Origin of the sequence: Saccharomonospora marina XMU15 (assembly GCF_000244955.1) — a bacterium.
GTDB lineage: Bacteria > Actinomycetota > Actinomycetes > Mycobacteriales > Pseudonocardiaceae > Saccharomonospora_A > Saccharomonospora_A marina.
On record NZ_CM001439.1, the window covers coordinates 3,817,283 to 3,833,973 of the forward strand.

13 protein-coding genes and 2 pseudogenes are annotated in these 16,691 nt (G+C 69.5%); 5 read left to right on the forward strand and 10 right to left on the reverse strand.

What is annotated here, in order from left to right:
• Positions 1-272: 272 nt before the first annotated feature.
• The 3 genes and pseudogenes from SACMADRAFT_RS18045 to SACMADRAFT_RS18055 form a co-directional block, all read left to right on the forward strand.
• Positions 273-437, forward strand: a pseudogene (locus tag SACMADRAFT_RS18045) (helix-turn-helix transcriptional regulator); the annotation flags it as partial.
• Between the two features lies 1 nt (position 438).
• Positions 439-1,074 (forward strand): annotated as a pseudogene (locus tag SACMADRAFT_RS18050) (HAD family hydrolase); the annotation flags it as partial.
• On the forward strand, positions 1,071-3,431 hold the full coding sequence (locus SACMADRAFT_RS18055; RefSeq protein ID WP_009155272.1) for a glycoside hydrolase family 65 protein: 2,361 nt from the start codon (positions 1,071-1,073) through the stop codon (positions 3,429-3,431). The pseudogene SACMADRAFT_RS18050 and the gene SACMADRAFT_RS18055, both read left to right, overlap by 4 nt.
• A 63-nt stretch (positions 3,432-3,494) precedes the next feature.
• Here SACMADRAFT_RS18055 and SACMADRAFT_RS18060 read toward each other — a convergent pair whose 3' ends face one another.
• From SACMADRAFT_RS18060 to SACMADRAFT_RS18070, 3 genes are read right to left on the reverse strand one after another with little or no spacing between them, the layout of a single operon-like run.
• Positions 3,495-3,674 (reverse strand): hypothetical protein, encoded by a 180-nt coding sequence (locus SACMADRAFT_RS18060; protein WP_009155273.1) that lies wholly within the window; start codon positions 3,672-3,674, stop codon positions 3,495-3,497.
• Between the two features lie 33 nt (positions 3,675-3,707).
• Entirely contained in the window at positions 3,708-4,493 is a 786-nt protein-coding gene (locus SACMADRAFT_RS18065; protein WP_009155274.1) for an Fpg/Nei family DNA glycosylase, read from the reverse strand.
• A 7-nt stretch (positions 4,494-4,500) separates the two neighbouring features.
• Positions 4,501-5,457, reverse strand: a complete 957-nt coding sequence (locus SACMADRAFT_RS18070) for a Ppx/GppA phosphatase family protein (RefSeq protein WP_009155275.1) — start codon at positions 5,455-5,457, stop codon at positions 4,501-4,503.
• Positions 5,458-5,678: 221 nt separating this feature from the next.
• Here SACMADRAFT_RS18070 and SACMADRAFT_RS18075 point away from each other — a divergent pair, with 221 nt between their 5' ends.
• Positions 5,679-6,341, forward strand: a complete 663-nt coding sequence (locus SACMADRAFT_RS18075; RefSeq protein WP_009155276.1) for a sortase domain-containing protein — start codon at positions 5,679-5,681, stop codon at positions 6,339-6,341.
• Here the strand turns inward: SACMADRAFT_RS18075 and SACMADRAFT_RS18080 are convergent.
• On the reverse strand, positions 6,325-7,983 hold the full coding sequence (locus tag SACMADRAFT_RS18080; RefSeq protein WP_009155277.1) for a DUF885 domain-containing protein: 1,659 nt from the start codon (positions 7,981-7,983) through the stop codon (positions 6,325-6,327). The two genes, SACMADRAFT_RS18075 and SACMADRAFT_RS18080, sit on opposite strands and share 17 nt — an antisense overlap.
• A gap of 34 nt (positions 7,984-8,017) precedes the next feature.
• On the opposite strand from SACMADRAFT_RS18080, the gene SACMADRAFT_RS18085 reads away from it, so the two are divergent.
• Positions 8,018-9,061, forward strand: coding sequence for an AsnC family protein (locus tag SACMADRAFT_RS18085; RefSeq protein ID WP_009155278.1), 1,044 nt, complete (start codon positions 8,018-8,020; stop codon positions 9,059-9,061).
• A 2-nt stretch (positions 9,062-9,063) separates the two neighbouring features.
• Here SACMADRAFT_RS18085 and SACMADRAFT_RS18090 read toward each other — a convergent pair whose 3' ends face one another.
• From SACMADRAFT_RS18090 to SACMADRAFT_RS18115, 6 genes are all read right to left on the reverse strand, one after another.
• Complete coding sequence (locus SACMADRAFT_RS18090) at positions 9,064-9,990, reverse strand: RluA family pseudouridine synthase (protein WP_009155279.1); 927 nt, start codon at positions 9,988-9,990, stop codon at positions 9,064-9,066.
• Positions 9,987-10,571: a signal peptidase II gene (lspA, locus tag SACMADRAFT_RS18095; protein ID WP_009155280.1), complete on the reverse strand. Its 585-nt coding sequence runs from the start codon at positions 10,569-10,571 to the stop codon at positions 9,987-9,989. Before lspA ends, SACMADRAFT_RS18090 begins: the two co-directional genes overlap by 4 nt.
• Before the next feature lie 51 nt (positions 10,572-10,622).
• Positions 10,623-12,101 (reverse strand): potassium/proton antiporter, encoded by a 1,479-nt coding sequence (locus SACMADRAFT_RS18100; RefSeq protein ID WP_009155281.1) that lies wholly within the window; start codon positions 12,099-12,101, stop codon positions 10,623-10,625.
• Positions 12,102-12,126: 25 nt separating this feature from the next.
• Positions 12,127-12,417: a DUF167 domain-containing protein gene (locus tag SACMADRAFT_RS18105; RefSeq protein WP_040926564.1), complete on the reverse strand. Its 291-nt coding sequence runs from the start codon at positions 12,415-12,417 to the stop codon at positions 12,127-12,129.
• Positions 12,418-12,457: 40 nt separating this feature from the next.
• The gene (gene ileS, locus SACMADRAFT_RS18110; RefSeq protein ID WP_009155283.1) at positions 12,458-15,631 is read right to left on the reverse strand and encodes an isoleucine--tRNA ligase; all 3,174 of its coding nucleotides are present in this window, start codon (positions 15,629-15,631) and stop codon (positions 12,458-12,460) included.
• Between the two features lie 282 nt (positions 15,632-15,913).
• The gene (locus SACMADRAFT_RS18115; RefSeq protein WP_009155284.1) at positions 15,914-16,519 is read right to left on the reverse strand and encodes a hypothetical protein; all 606 of its coding nucleotides are present in this window, start codon (positions 16,517-16,519) and stop codon (positions 15,914-15,916) included.
• Positions 16,520-16,691 lie beyond the last annotated feature (172 nt).

A 16,691-nucleotide genomic window follows, 5' to 3' on the forward strand; every position in this document is an offset into this window, starting at 1 on the left:
CTCCCGCCGCCGGTGACGGCGCGATGGACCGATCGCCGCCGGGTTCCTCCGGACATAGCTCTCCCCACAGTCGAAGTCGGATGGTTGGACCGGCGACGCCGTCGCGGTGCGAGGGTGTTGCCACGACCGGCGTCACCGGGGGCTAACGTGACAGGCGTCCAACCGTACGTAGCCACGACCAATGTAGCGCGCTACAAACTAGCGCGCTACATGATTGGTGTGGCCTGTTCGGGTGACGCGTGGCCGCTCACCCGGAGTGAAAGGTGACGCCCTTGGTCGAGGTGAGTCATGTTGTCGCGGAATGGGCCTTCACCCAGGGCCTGAAGAAGCTGCGAGAGACGAGCCCCAATCCGAACCAGAGCGAGATCGCCAGGCGGATCGGCAAGAGCAGGGCGACCATCGGGCACTACGAGATGGGCCGGTACCTGCCCAGCCATCTTCGACTCGTTTCTGCGGGATCGCGGTGATGAAGCGCACGATCCGTTCACCGAACGTGACTACGCGAACTACGTGGACGGTAGGCCTCGGTTGGACGGGGTTCGCACGTTCCTGGCGTCGCGCGGGATCGAGCTGCCGGAGGGCACGCCGGGTGACCCGGTCGACACCGCGACGGTGCACGGCATCGGCAACCGGAAGAACGAGCGCGTCCTGGCGGTGATGCGGGCGGACGGCATCACTCCCTTTCCAGGATCTGTGCGCTACCTGGAGGCCGTGCGGGAGGCGGGAATAGCCATCGGGGTCGTCACGTCGTCGGCGAACGCGGCCGAGGTACTCGACGCGGCGAAGCTGAGCCGGTTCGTGCGGGCCCGTGTCGATGGTGTCACCATCAAGGAGCAGGGCTTACGCGGCAAACCCGCGCCGGATTCGTTTCTGGCGTGCGCCGACCTGCTGGGCGTGGCGCCCGCACACGCCGCCGTGTTCGAGGACGCACGGGCAGGTGTACAGGCGGGCAAGGCCGGCGGGTTCGGCTACGTGGTCGGCGTCAACCGCGCCGACCAGGCCGAGGCGCTACGCGCCGACGGCGCCGACGTTGTGGTGGACGACCTCGCCGAACTTCTGGAGGTGCACGCTTGACCGAGGTGGAGCGCGGCTACGTGTGTGCACCGTGGGAGCTGCGCTGGCAGGGATTGTCCGTCGAGCAGCTCCAGCGAACCGAGTCGACCTTCGCGCTGTCCAACGGCCACATCGGTATGCGAGGGACCTTGGAGGAGGCGGAACCACGCGGTCTTCCCGGCACCTATCTGAACGGGTTCTACGAGGAACACGAACTGCCCTACGCCGAAGCCGGGTACGGATACCCGGAGGCCGGGCAGACGGTCGTGAACGTCAGCGACGGGAAGATCATCCGGTTGCTCGTCGAGGACGAGCCACTGGACATGCGTTACGGCCACGCCACCGCACACCATCGGGTACTGGATTTTCGGTCGGGCACGCTGCGACGCGAAACGGACTGGACGTCACCGACAGGGCGGCGAGTGCGCGTGCGCACCGAGCGACTGGTGTCGTTCACCCAGCGGGCCGTCGCCGCGATCAGGTACGAGGTGGAGCCGCTCGACGGAGAGGTGCAGTTGGTCGCGCAGTCGGACATGCTCACCAACGAGCCGATCGAGTCCGACGCCGCGGACCCTCGGGTGGCCGCTGCCCTGGAGTCACCGTTGGCCGGAGAGTACGCCAAAGCGGAGGACTACCGGGCGGTGCTGGTGCATCGTACGAAGCGTTCCGGGCTGCGAATGGCAGCCGCGATGGACCACCAGATCGAGACAAGCGACGGTCTGCGCACCGACATCGAGGTCGAGGAGAACCTGGCACGGCTGACCATCGCCGTTGACGTTCCCAAGAACGGCAGGCTGCAGATCACCAAGTACCTGGCATACGGCTGGTCGGCGCAGCGCTCCATCCCGGCGCTTCGCGCTCAAGTGGACGCGGCGCTGGCAGGCGCACTGCAGACCGGCTGGGACGGCATGCTCGCCGAGCAGCGAGAGTTCCTGGACCGGTTCTGGGACACCGCTGACATCGAACTCGACGGTGACGCGGAACTGCAGCAGGCAATCCGGTTCGCGCTGTTCCATGTGCTGCAGGCCGGGGCGCGCGGTGAGAGCCGCGCGATCCCGGGCAAGGGCCTCACCGGCCCCGGTTACGACGGGCATGCCTTCTGGGACACCGAGAGCTTCGTGCTCCAGGTGCTCACCTACACGCTGCCGGATACGGCCAGGGACGCGCTGCGATGGCGGCATTCCACGTTGGACAAGGCCAGGGACAGGGCACGCCAACTCGGCCGCAGGGGTGCGGCGTTTCCGTGGCGAACCATCGACGGCGCGGAGTGTTCGGCGTACTGGCCGGCGGGTACGGCCGCGTTCCACGTCAACGCCGACATCGCCGACGCGCTCGTGCGGTACCTGAACGCCACCAACGACACCGAGTTCGAGCGCCAGTACGGCACCGAACTGCTGCTGGAGACCGCCCGGCTGTGGATCTCACTCGGGCACCACGACCCGCACGGCGGTTTCCGCATCGACGGGGTGACGGGGCCCGACGAGTACACCGCCGTGGTCGACAACAACGTGTACACGAACCTGATGGCGCAGCGGAATCTGCGCGCGGCCGCGGACTCCTGCGACCGGCATCCCGACATCGCCGAGCTGTTCGGAGTCGACCACATCGAGATAGCCGGCTGGCGTGAAGCCGCGCGAAAGATGCGCGTCCCGTACGACGAGATGCTCGAGGTACATCCGCAGTCGGAGCGGTTCACCGAACACGCCAAGTGGGATTTCGCGGCAACACCCGCGCGTAACTACCCGCTGCTGTTGCACTACCCGTACTTCGACCTGTACCGCAAGCAGGTGGTCAAGCAGGCCGACCTCGTGCTTGCCATGCACCTGCGTGGCGACGTGTTCTCGTTGGAACAGAAGAAGCGCAACTTCAGCTACTACGAGCGGTTGACCGTGCGTGACTCGTCACTGTCGGCGGGAACACAGGCCGTGCTCGCGGCGGAATGCGGGCATCTCGACCTGGCCTACGACTATCTGGCCGAGGCCGCGATGACAGACCTGGCCGATCTGCACAGCAACGTCCGCAACGGGCTGCACATCGCGGCCCTGGCGGGCTCGTGGCTTGCCACGGTCGCCGGATTCGGCGGGATGCGCGACCACGGCGGTGAACTGGCGTTTCAGCCGCGGTTACCCGCCGCGCTCGACCGTATCGCCTTCCGGATGTGCTTTCGCGACTCCCGCTTCGCCGTGGAGATCCGTCCCGACTTGGCGACCTACCGACTGCTGAGTGGCAAGCCGTTCACGATCAAGCACTACGGCAATCCCGTGACGGTGTGCGAGGAGCCGACGGCATTGCCGCTGCCGGACCCGGAACCCGTGGAACGACCTGCGCAGCCGGCAGGGCGCGGGCCCACACGACGCAGGGGACGTGCGCGGCGCTGACGCCGCCCGCCCGGTGGCAACACCGCCGCCTGCGACCGTGCGTCTCGGCGGACGGCCCCTTGGTCAGTCCGGGGGTTCGACGGTGCCCGCCGCGGGGTTCACATCGTCGTCGGGCCGCACCTCGTCCTTGTTCGGCGGCTCGGGCACCTCGTCGGTGTCGAACCCGAGGTCGCGGTCACCGGGACGGGGGATGTCCGGCGCGCCAGGGTCGGGCTCGCGGGGATTCGCGTTGTCAGCTTGCATATCCGGCCTCCACGGCACGTCGTGGTTCGCTGTTCATTCCGGCTGGCAGTTGGGGCACCAGACCGTGCTTCTGCCGTCCAGGCGGGCATGCCGCAACGGTGTGCCGCACCGGGGGCAACTGCCCGAGGGGTCGTCCCTGCGGCCGGTCAGCCACGAAGGATGTGGTGGCACGCGACCTTCCCGAACCGACTGCTTCAAAACGGTCGTCATCCGCGCGTGTAGTCGCGCCACATCGGCGGGCCGCAGGGTCGCGGTGGAACGGTAGGGGTTGAGCTTGGCCCGCCACAGGATCTCGTCGACGAGGAGGTTGCCCAGCCCGGCGACGACGGATTGGTCGACGAGCGCCGGTTTGAGCCTGCGTCGCACTCCGCTCAGCGCGTCGGCGAGTTGGGTTCGCGACACCTCCGCCGCGTCAGGACCGAGGTCCGCCAGCGCGTCCCTGCGCTCGGTGTCGTCGCGTGCCAGCCGCAGGCCGGTCAGCTTGCGCATGTCGCGGTAGCGCAACTCGCCGTCCGGGAAGCGGAACACCACACGGTCGTGGCGATGCCGAGGCTGTTCCGGTTTCGCCCATTCGAGTGATCCGGTCATGCCGAAGTGCAACAACAACGAGGGCTTCTCGTCGCGGAAGGGAACGACCAGCCACTTGCCGTGCCGCCACGGCCTGCCGAAGCGGTGCCCGCGCACGCTGTCGCGTAACCGTCGAGGCTCGACACCGCGCAGTACCTGCTTGTCGAGCACTTCCACATCGCGTACCGGGTCGCTCAACGCGTGCTCGGTGAGCACGCGGCCGAAACCCTCGACATCGGGAAGTTCCGGCATGCCTGCCTCACGCGACGGATCGGCTCGGCCCGCGGTGCTGCGGCCTGCGCTGCTCGACCATGGTCAGCAGCAGTCCTTGCGTCGTGGACCAGGGACAGATCCTGGCTCGACCACCGAACACCGTGAGCAGTGCCTCGGCGACAACAGCGCCAGCGAGCGCCTGCCGAGCCCTCGGCCGCGAAATCCCCGGCAGTTCGCCGCGGCGGGTGGCGGGCATCGCGGCCAGCCGTGGAATCCACTCACGCAGGTCCTCGACACGCAACTCGCCTTCGGGGCTGCCACGGCGAGCCGTTCCAGCCAGCCGCGCGAGCTGGCGCAGCACCTTGGAACTGCCGACGGTGTGATAGCCGTGCAACTGGTGCTCGGCGTTGCCCAGCGCGTCACGGACGTGCTCCAGCGCGTGGGCCCGCAGTCGTGCGACCGCTGTCGCCGACGCGGTGTCGGCACCGAACCAGGTCCTGGTGACCTCGCGAGCTCCCAACCCCAGCGACAGTGCGAACTCGGCATCGCTGCCATGGCCCGCGGCGAGTTCGACGGTTCCACCTCCGATGTCGACCACGGCCAGCGGCCCGGCCGAGGCTCCGAACCAGCGCCGTGCCGCGACGTAGGAGAGCTGCGCCTCCCGCGTGCCGCTGAGAAACCGCAGGTGGGTTCCGGTCTCGCAGTGGACTCGTTCGACCACCTCGTCGGCGTTGCGCGCGTCGCGGACGGAAGAGGTGGCAAGCGGAAAGATGTCGGACACGCCGTGGCGTGCGGCGACGCGGTTGGCGGTGCGCACGGCGGCGACGATGGAGTCGATGCCTTCGGGGCGCAGCCGTCCCGCCAGGTCGAGAGCCCTGTCGAGATGCAGCCGAGTCTTGTGACTCAGTACCGGCCGAAGGCGGCTGTCCCCGTTCCGCACCACGGTTAGGCGGGCACTGAAGCAGCCCACATCGAGAACACCCGTCGTCGCCGCTTCGTTCACCGCCTCGCACCTTTCGCATCGGTCGGATCAGGCCATACCCAGTCGACCGTGCCCGATAACGACTGGATAACCCAATTGGGTGACATTTAACCGTGTCATCCAGTTCGAGGTAACAGCGCGGTCGGGTGAACGCGATCTGTAGGCGTCGAGGGACCGTTTCCGGAGGGGGAGCCCATGTGGCCCGATCACGCCACCCGTCGCGCAGGCGGTGACAGGTGGCGATGACCGCGGACAAGCACGCCGACGACACGGGACGGCTTGGCGCGGCCGCGGCGGCCGTCGCGATAACCCTCGCGGCGGTGCTCACCGGTATCTCGCTCGCACGGTCCGGCGCGATGGGAGAGCCAACCGATGTCACGTCCGGCTCCGAAGCGGCGGGCACAGGCACCGAGACACTGGCCTCGGCGGCGCCACCACCGGCACACGACCCACTTCCACCCGGAATCCCGGTGCGGCTGCGCATCCCCGCCATCGACGTCGACACCGACTCGGTGATCGAACTCCGTCGTTCACCCTCCGGCGTCACCGAGGTGCCCGGCCATGCCCGCGCCGTCGGCTGGATCGAGGAAACCAGAACACCCGGTGAGCGGGGAGCGTCGGTGCTCATCGGGCATGTGCGTTTCGCCTACGAGCGCGCGGTGTTCCTCCGGCTGGCCGAACTGCGCCCCGGCGACAAGGTCGCGGTGGGACGGGCCGATGGCAGCACGGCCGTGTTCACCGTCTTCGGCATCGAGCGGCTGCCCGCCGAATCCGCGGTCGCCAAGGCACGAGCCCACACCCGCCACCCGGACCTGCGACTGCTCACCGCGCCCGGCCACGCGGACCCCGGCGCGCGGCACCCGGAGTCGATCCTGGTGTCGGCCCGGCTCACCTCGAAGCGGTAGCCCCGACCCAGGCGCTCACCACGTCGGCCAGCACCGACAGCGGCAGCGCGCCCTCGCCCAACACCAGGTCGTGGAAGGCGCGGACGTCGAATCGCTGCCCCAGCGCCCGCTGCGCCTCGGCCCGCAGCCGCTGGATCTCCAGCCTGCCCACCATGTAGGACAGGGCCTGCGCCGGGTGCGCGATGTAGCGGTCGACCTCCGCGACGATCTCGACATGTGGCATCGGGGTGTTGCTGTCGAGGAAGTCGATGGCCTGCTGCCTGCTCCAGCCCTTGGCGTGCAGTCCGGTGTCCACCACCAGCCTGCCCGCCCGCATCGAGTCGGTGCTCAGCATCCCCAGCAGCGCCACGTCGTCGGAGTAAAGGCCCATCTCGTGCGCGAGCCGTTCGGAGTACAAACCCCAGCCCTCGGTGTAGGCGTTGAAGTTGCCGACCCTGCGCAGCAGCGGCAGGTCCGACAGCCCCAGCGCGGTGCTGAGCTGGAAGTGGTGTCCCGGCACGGCCTCGTGGAAGGCGATCGCCTCCGCAGTGTGCCGGAACCGGTCGGTGACCTGGTGGGTGTTCGCGAAGTAGGTCCCGGGCCGCGACCCGTCCGCCGACGGCCACAGGTAGTAGGCGGCGGGCGCGCCGGGCGCCTCCGCGGCGGGAACGGGCTCGACGACACACGGCTGCGGCGGGATGCGACCGAACCACTGTGGCGCGGCCGCTTCGGCGCGGGTGATCGCCGAGCGGGCCGTGTCCAGCAACTCCTCCGCGCTGTTCCACCGCAAGCCCGGATCGGTGCGCAGCCTGGCGAAGATCTCGGCCAGGTCGCTCGTGCCGAACACCCGCTCGCCGATCTCGGCATACTCCCCCGCCAACGCCTCGATCAGTTCCAGCCCGGTCGCGTGCAACTCCTCGGGGGAGCGGTCCGTGGTGGTGTGGACTCGCACCAGCGCGGCGTAGCCGCGGTCACCGTCCGGCAGGTAGCACATGCCGGGCCGCTCCTGCGACCTGCCGTGCGGCGCGATCTCACTGTCGAGCACGTCCCGGTAGCGCGCGAAGGCCGGACGCACCACGTCAGTCAGCAGATCGGCACGCCGCTTCGCGAACTCCTCGTCGGGCGCCTGCTGGCGCAGCAGCGGGTCGTCGGCCGGTTCAGCCAGATAGCGGCCGAGGTGCTCGCTCGCGGCTCGCACGAGGTGAGCGACGGGCAACCGCCCCGCCGCCACTCCCGCTCGGTGCCGGTCGGCCACCCGGTCGAGATACCGCGGGATCGCGGCGAGCCGCTCCAGATGGGCCCTGCCCTGTTCGGGGTCGCTGACACCGATCATCGGCAGCAGGGTGAGCAGGCCCGCCGCGGGGGAGACGAACAGATCGCTGATCGTGAACTCGACGAGTCGCGTGTCGATCTCGTCGATACGTGCGCCCGCCTGGTTGACCAGCACGTCGAGTGTGGTGCGCTCCTTCGGTTGCTCGGGCCGCAGGGCCCGCGCACGCTGCACGAACCGCTCCAGGGCGCCACGCTGTGCCCGCTCGGCCTGCTCGCTCACGTCGCCCAGACCCGTGCGGCTCGACTCCATGCCGAGCACGGCAGGCCACAGCGGATCGACGTCGAACAGGAACTCGATGAACTCGTCGGCCAGCGCGGTGACAGCGGTCATGGCGACAGCCTACTGTCCGGCTACGCTTCGAACCGTGGCCGTGACTGATCCCGTCGACGCACGCCTGCTCGCCGCGCTCGCCGAGGTGGGCAAGGCCGCGGTGCACGAACTCGCGGCAAGGTTGGGCATGGATCCCAGGGAAGTCGCCTACCGGCTGGTGAATCTCTCCGCTGCCGGGCTTCCGCTACTGGTCGGGGTCGAAAGCGATCCCAACGGGCTACGTGCCGCGCTGGCGAACTCACCGATCCACGGCCCCGGAGGCCATGCTCAGCCCGGGCAGGTCCACGGCACCCACAGCGGTGCCTATCCGGTGCAGGGCACGCCAAGTGGCGCCTACCAGGTGCGAGGCATGCCGAGCGGCGCCTATCCGGTGCAGGGAGCGCCGAGCGGTCCTTACGCACCTCCTGGTGTCCCCGCGGGGCACCCGGCCGGGCCGCCGGCGCATCCGCCGAAGTCACCGCACCCCCACCCGGTGCCGTCCCCGCAGGCACCACAGTCCCCGCAGCCACCACAGTTCCCGCAGCCACCGCAGCCACCGCAGCCACCGCAGCTCGCGCAGCCGCCGGATCCGGCCATGAGCACGTGGGGTCCCCCGCAGAGTGCGCTGTGGGCACGTGGTGACCAGCGGCCGGCCCCGTCCGGCGGGACACCGTCGGCTCGCACCGGCCGCGCGGGCGACGTGCTGCACACCCAGGGTCTGGAAGGCGAGCAACTCGCGATCCAACTGCTGGAGGTGCAAGACCCCGCCGACTTCCTCTTCGGCGCCGCCGGTTACCGGCTCGAGGCTGGTGAGCGGGCGATCGTCGTGCACACCGAGGTGACCAACGAAGGAAAGGTCCCGTTCGCCTCGCTGCCGGACAACTATCTCGAACTGATCACCGCGGACGGCAAGGCGATCACCAAGGCGCCCGTGTCACTGACATCGCGCCCACCGCACAAGATCGGCGTAGCACCCGGCGAGACCAGCGGTGGCCACACCGTCTACGTGGTGGCCGAGGGGCTGCGTGTCGTGTCGGTGCGGTGGAGTCCCCGACCGGAACCCGACGAACGCTCGCTGACCTGGTCGATCGAGACCTGACGTCAGGCCTGCGCCCGCAACGTCTCGAGCGCGGCCGCCAGGTCGGCGGGGTATTCGCTGCTGAACTCCACCCACCGGCCGTCGGCGGGGTGTGCGAAACCAAGCGTGCGGGCGTGCAGCCACTGCCGGGTCAGCCCCAGTTTGCGGGCAAGCACCGGATCGGCGCCGTAGGTCAGGTCGCCGACACACGGGTGCCGCAGTGCCGCGAAATGCACGCGGATCTGGTGGGTCCGCCCGGTTTCCAGCTGGATATCAACCAGCGAAGCCGCTCGGAACGCCTCGATCACCTCGTAGTGCGTCACCGACGGCCTGCCACCCGCCACGACGGCGAACTTGTAGTCGTGGCGCGGGTGCCGGTCGATGGGCGCGTCGATGGTGCCCTTGGTCGGATCCGGATGCCCCTGCACGAGCGCGTGGTAGCCCTTGAGAACGCTCCGTTCCTTGAACGCCCGTTTCAGCACCGTGTAGGCGTGCTCGCTCTTGGCCACCACCAGCACGCCCGTGGTGCCCGCGTCCAGCCGGTGTACCACGCCCTGCCGCTCGGCGGCGCCGGAGGTGGACATGCGCAGGCCCGCGGCTGCCAGGCCGCCCACCACCGTCGGTCCGGTCCAGCCGGGGCTGGGATGCACCGCGACCCCGACGGGCTTGTCGACCACCACGATGTCCTCGTCGTCGTGGAGCACCCGCATGCCTTCGACCGGTTCGGCGACCACTGCCGCGGGCTGCTCCGGCTCCGGTAGCCGGACCTCCAGCAACCCGCCCGCGGCGAGCCGGTCGGACTTACCCGCAGGCCGGCCGTCGAGCAGCACCTCACCCGACTCGGCCAACTCGGCGACCACGGTGCGGGACAGCCCGAGCAGCCTGGCCAGCCCGGCGTCCACCCGCATACCGTCGAGCCCCTCCGGTACGGGCAGCATCCGTGTGCTCACGAACGCTCCTCCGGGTGCCTGGACCTACGCACCCGCGTGCCGTCGTAGTCCCTGCCGAGCACGGCGAGCAGCACGACGACGGCCGCGCCGACCGTGATCGCCGAGTCCGCCGCGTTGAACACGGGGAAGAATTCGCCGTTGGGCGCGAACACGGAGACGAAGTCGACCACATGCCCCTGCAACGGCGCGGGCGCGCGGAACACGCGGTCGGTGAGGTTGCCCAGTGCACCAGCCAGGATCAGGCCGAGCCCGACGGCCCAACCCGGCGAGCGCAGCCGCCTGGCGAACCAGATGATCGCCGCCGCCACCGCGATGGCGACGAGCGCGAGAATCCAGGTACCCCCGAAATCCATGCCGAACGCGGCGTACGGATTGCGCACCAGCTGCAGGTACACCGCGCCGCCGAGGATGCGCAGCGGCGGCTCTCCCTCGAGCGTCGCCGTCGCGACGATCTTGGTGATCAGGTCGACGGCGTAGGCGAGCACGGCTACCACGGCCAGCAGCACGACGCGCCGTTTCGGCGGGTCGGACTGCGACTGTTCGGCCGCGGCAGTGGATTCCGGCTGCTGCTCTGCGCTCACCGCTCCATTGTCCACTGCCGCGCCACCGGCCTCGCAGGCAGCACCGGTGGGTCAGTCTCCCGACTCGCCCCGCCACTTCGCGATCGGGCCCGCGCGGGATACCGCCCGCAGCCTGCGCTCGGTGGCCTCCCTCGCCCGCTGGGTGGTGACCACGAGCAGCTGATCCGCCTCCTGCAGCCTGGTGGTGTCCTGCGGGGTGAATCCGGCACCCCTTCGCACCACCAGGCTGACCCCGGCCCCGGAGGGCAACCGCAACTCGGCCAGGTACACACCGTGCAGCCGCGAGCCCTGCTGGATGCGGACCTGCAGCAGCACCGCTCCCAGTTCGTCCAGCGGCGCGGCGTCAACCTCCAGTTCCCTGGGCTCGGAGGGTTTGGCGACCCCCAGCAGCTTCGCCAGCGGCGTCAGCAACGCTGCCTGCACGAGGGTGAACACGATCACCAGCACGAAAACGGCGTCGACGAGCCGCTGCGCGCCCGCGATCCCCTCCGCCAGCGGAATGGTGGCCAGCACGATCGGCACGGCACCGCGAAGCCCTGCCCACGACAGGAACACCTGTTCGCGCCACGGCACCCGGAAGCCTGCGACCGAAAGCACCACCGAAACCGGCCTTGCCACGAGCAGCACCACCGCTCCCGCCACCAGCCCGGGTACCACGGCGTCGAGCAGCCTGCTGGGCGAGGCGAACAACCCGAGCAGCACGAACAGGCCGATCTGGGCCAGCCAGCCCAGCCCTTCGGCGAAGGAGAGCGTGTCGGAACGGTGCGGAAGCCGCGCGTTGCCGAGCACGACGCCCGCCACGTAGGTGGCGAGCAGGCCCGAGGCCAGCGCGAGCTGAGCAGAGGAGAAGGCGGCCACGCACACCGCCACGGCGGCCAGCGGGTAGAGCCCGGTGGCGGGCAACGCGGCCCTGCGCAACGCCCACGCGCCGAGCCAGCCGAGTGCCAGCCCGATCAGCGCTCCGGCCAGTAGCTGGTAGATCACCCGCAGCGGCACCGTCCAGTCGACGGTGCTACCGGTGGCCAGCAGCACCACCGCGATGTAGGTGGGCGCGTCGTTGAGGCCGGACTCGAGTTCGAGGATTCCGGACAGCCGCTTACCGATGCCCGCTGTGCGCAACACGGAGAACACCGCGGCCGCGTCGGTCGAGGCGAGCACGGCACCCCACAGCAGCGCCGTCCGCCACTCCAGTTGGAACAGCCAGTGCAGCGCGGCACCGGTGACCGCGACGGTGACACCGACCGCCACTGTGGACAGTGCGATGCCGGGCCCGAGCACCGGTCTGATGTCCGACCATCGGGTGGTGATCCCACCTTCGGTGAGGATCATCACCAGCGCCGCGAGACCGAGGCTCTGGGTCAGCGTGGGATTGTCGAACTCGACGCCGAAACCGGCCTCTCCGATGAGGACGCCGATACCGAGGTACAGCAGCAGTGACGGCAGGCCGAGCCGGATCGACAACCGAACCGCGACCACGGAGGCGAGTAGGACGACGGCACCGGCACCGAGGATCACGGGAAGGTCGTCCATGTCACCTCCCGCGTCTCAGCCTCGTTCAGCTATCCACAATAGAGTTTCTGAGCGCGCCGACCCGGTCCTGCGACCCCTCCGGCGCGCCACGTACCTCGACCACCTTGTCCCTGGAACGCAGTCCCTTCACCACGGCCACGTCGCGCGGACGAACGGCGAACGCGGCCGCGAGCACCCGGCACAGGGCATCGTTGGCGGCACCGTCGACGGCGCGGGCCCGCACCGACACCACGAGCGCCTCGCCGAGAGCGCCGTCCCACACCCCGCCCACGGCGTCGCGCTTGGCACCGGGCTTGACCCGCACCGCGAACCGCAGACTGTCCCATACGCGGTAACCGTGTCCGAGGTGCCGGGCGCTACCGTTTCGCCACGGCGACGGTGACCTTGACGCCGTCGCCGACGGCGCCGGAGAACCCGTCCGCGACCGGGGCGTAGGAAACGTCCGCGGCCAGCGTCTCCCCCGCGACGAACGCCTCGTGGGCACGCACGGCCTCGGCGACGTCGGCAGGGGCGTCCACCGTGAGCACGATGCGGTCGGCGATGTCGAGCGAGGCGTCCCTGCGCGCCTGCTGCACCACCCGCACCAGGTCACGTGCCAGGCCTTCCCGCGCGAGTTCGGCCGTCACCTCGGTTTCGAGCAGCACGAGCCCCGAACCGCCGGGCAACTCGGCGGCCGCGCCCCGGTCCTTGGCCACGAGCCTGCGCTCGTACTCGCCGTCCAGCAGTTCCACACCGGCGGCCACCACGGCGCCGTCCGGGCTGGTTGTCCACTCGCCCGCCTTGACGGCCTTGATCACGCGCTGCACGTCCTTGCCGAGCCTCGGCCCAGCGGCCCTGGCGTTCACGGCGACCTCGAACTCCCCGTGCGCGGCGACATCGGTGGTCAGCTCCACCGACTTGACGTTCACCTCGTCGCGGATGATGTCGGTGAACGGGCGCAGCGGCTCCGCGTCCTCGGCCGCCACCAGCAGCTTCGCCAGCGGCAGCCGCACCCTCAGCTTGTTGGCCTTGCGCAGCGACAGCGCCGAGGAGCACACCTGCCGCACCCGGTCCATCGCCGTCACCAGCGCGGCGTCCGCGGGCAACTCGTCGACCAGCGGCCAGTCGGTCAGGTGCACCGATCGCCCTCCGGTCAGTCCACGCCACACGGCCTCCGTGGTGAGTGGCAGCAGCGGCGCCGCCGTACGGCACACGACCTCCAGCACCGTGTGCAGCGTGTCGATCGCGTCTCGCTCGCCCTGCCAGAACCGGTCCCGCGAGCGGCGCACGTACCAGTTGGTGAGCACCTCGAGGAAATTGCGGACCAGCGCGCAGCTCTCGGCGATGTCGTAGTTGTCGAGCGCGGCCCCGACGTCGGTGACCAGCTCGTGGGTCTTGGCGAGGATGTAGCGGTCGAGCACGTGCGCCGAGTCGGTGCGCACCCGGCCCTCGACGCCCTCCGCCCGCGCGTACAGGGCCAGGAAGTAGTAGGAGTTCCACAACGGGAGCACGGCCTGACGCACCGCGTCCCTGATGCCCTTCTCCGTGACGATCAGGTTGCCGCCGCGCAGGATGGGGCTGGCCATGAGGTACCAGCGCATCGCGTCGGAACCGTCACGGTCGAACACCTCCGTGACGTCCGGGTAGTTGCGCAGCGACTTCGACATCTTCTGCCCGTCGGAGCCGAGCACGATGCCGTGCGAGACGCAGGTGCGAAACGCGGGACGGTCGAACAGCGCGGTAGCCAGCACGTGCAGCGTGTAGAACCAGCCACGGGTCTGGCCGATGTACTCGACGATGAAGTCGCCCGGGTAGTGGTGCTCGAACCAGTCGGCGTTGGAGAACGGGTAGTGCACCTGGGCGAACGGCATCGAACCGGAGTCGAACCACACGTCCAGCACGTCGGGCACCCGGCGCATGGTCGAGTTCCCCGTCGGGTCGTCGGGGTTGGGCCGGGTGAGCTCGTCGATGTGCGGGCGGTGCAGATCGGTGGGCCGCACCCCGAAGTCGCGCTCCAGCTCGTCCAGCGACCCGTACACGTCCACACGCGGGTAGTTCGGGTCGTCGCTGATCCACACCGGGATCGGCGTGCCCCAGTAACGGTTGCGCGAGATCGACCAGTCCCTGGCGTTCTCCAGCCACTTGCCGAACTGGCCGTCCTTGACGTGCTCGGGGTACCAGGTGATCTGCTGGTTCAGCTCGACCATACGGTCCTTGAACTCGGTCACCGCCACGAACCACGACGACACCGCCCGGTAGATGAGCGGGTTGCGGCAGCGCCAGCAGTGCGGGTAGGAGTGTTCGTAGGTCTCGTGACGCAGCAGGATCGCACCTTGCCGCGCGGCCGAGCCGGTGCCGTTCTTCAGATCCTTGATGATGTTGGCGTTGGCGTCGAAGACGTTCTGGCCCTCGTAGTCGGGCACCTGCGCGTCGAACCGGCCCTTGGAGTCCACCGGCGTCACCGGGGTGATGCCCGCCGCGTCGGTGACGGCCTTGTCCTCCTCACCGTAGGCGGGCGCGATGTGGACGATGCCGGTGCCGTCGTCGGTGGTGACGTAGTCGGCGGCGAGCACCCGGTGAGCGTTCTCGTGGCCCACGAAGTACGGGAACGGCGGGGCGTACCGGGTACCGAGCAGGTCGGCTCCGTTGTAACTGCCCAGCACACGGGGTTGCTCGCCGAGTTCCTTGGCGTAGGCGGCCAGCCGGGCCTGAGCGAGCAGGAACCGCTCGCCCGAGCCCTCCTGCTCCACGAGCACGTAGTCGACGTCGGGGTGCACGGCGGTGGCGAGGTTCGACGGCACCGTCCACGGGGTCGTCGTCCAGATCAGCAGGTAGGCGCCGTCGAGTTCGTTGTCGTTGCCCTCGACGCGATAGCCGATGGTGACAGCGGGGTCCTGCCTGCTCGCGTAGACGTCCTCGTCCATGCGCAGTTCGTGGTTGGAAAGCGGAGTCTCGTCGCGCCAGCAGTACGGCAGCACCCGGTAGCCCTCGTAAACGAGGCCCTTGTCCCACAGTTGCTTGAACGCCCAGATCACCGACTCCATGTAGGTGACGTCGAGCGTCTTGTAGTCGTGGTCGAAGTCGACCCAGCGCGCCTGCCGGGTGACGTACTCCCGCCACTCGCCGGTGTAGCGCAGCACCGATTCCCGGCACGCCTGGTTGAACTCGGCGATGCCCATGTCGTCGATCTGCGACTTGTCCGTGATGCCCAGCTGGCGCTCGGCCTCCAGTTCGGCGGGAAGCCCGTGGGTGTCCCAACCGAAGCGACGCTCGACCCGCCTGCCGCGCATGGTCTGGTAGCGGGGCACGATGTCCTTGACGTACCCGGTGAGCAGGTGCCCGTAGTGCGGCAGCCCGTTGGCGAAGGGTGGGCCGTCGTAGAAGACGTACTCGTTACTTCCGTTGGTGCCCGGCTCGCGGGCCTCCACGGTGGCGGCGAAGGTCCCGTCGGCCTCCCAGTAGCCGAGCACATCCTTCTCCAGCGCGGGAAACGACGGCTGGGCGGGCACCTGGTCGGCGGGCTGCGCGCCGAAGGAAGCCTTGGGGTACATCGGGGTGCGCTCCTCGCGGTTCGGCTGTCTCGCACGGGCTCGCGTACGCGAGCCCACACGGGGACGACACGGCGCCTCTTCCGCGCGCGTTCCGCGGTACCACCCCGCTTGCCCACGCCCAGGGCGTGGACCTCTCGTTCGACGGCTGTGACGGGCCGCTGCCGTCCGGTTCTACTGAGGCTGTCGCCCGTTCTTCCGGAAGCTCCCCGGTGATGGCCGGATCGTCGCCTTGTACTGCCCAGATTAACGGGTCACTGGCAACCGTTGGTGACCGGACCCGTGCTACTTGCGGAAGGTGCGCTTGCCCCGGCGCCGGGACGCGAGCGTGGCGTCCGGCCCGCACCGCGCGCACGGGGTGAAGCCCAACTCGCGGGCCTCCTTGACGGCGAGCGGAATGGTGGCCCTCGCCTGCAACCAGTCGCATCCCGAGAGGTGGTAGCGCGGGTGTTCGTCCACGACGAGTACCTCGGCGTCCATCTCGGAGACCACGAGCAGGTCCGCGGCGTCGGTCTCCTCCTCGGCGGGCTCGCCGTCGCGCTCCTCCACGGTGCCCGTGCGTGGAGCTCGTGCCGTGCCGGTCGTTGTGGCGGTCGGCTCGGCCGCGGAAGCCCCTTCCGACCCCACTGCCGACTCGGCGGCCGGTTCCGGCTTGCCCTCCTCCGTCGAGGTGGGCTCGCCGTCCCCTTCACCGTCGGCTTCGGCGGCCTCCGACGAGCCGGACTCGGTGACCGCCGCCGACCTCCTGCGCCACCAGTCGACGACGAGCAAAGCACCCGCCAGCACGGACAACCCGATGGAGATCCACGCCCAGAGGGAGTTTGCCGTCACGAGCGCGGCGACCACCAGCCCGAGCGCGGCGAGTACCAGGATGAGGACGATGTAGAGCACGGTGAATTACAACACGAAACCGAGCAGGAACGGCTCCGACCCTCCAGCGAGTGTCGGAACCGTACCGATGCGTGACATCGACCGGACAACCAGTCCGTCAGAGGACAGCGACCACAGCGACCTCAGTGCACCTCGGTGACCTGAGTGGCCGGACCTGCCTCAGCCGGACCCG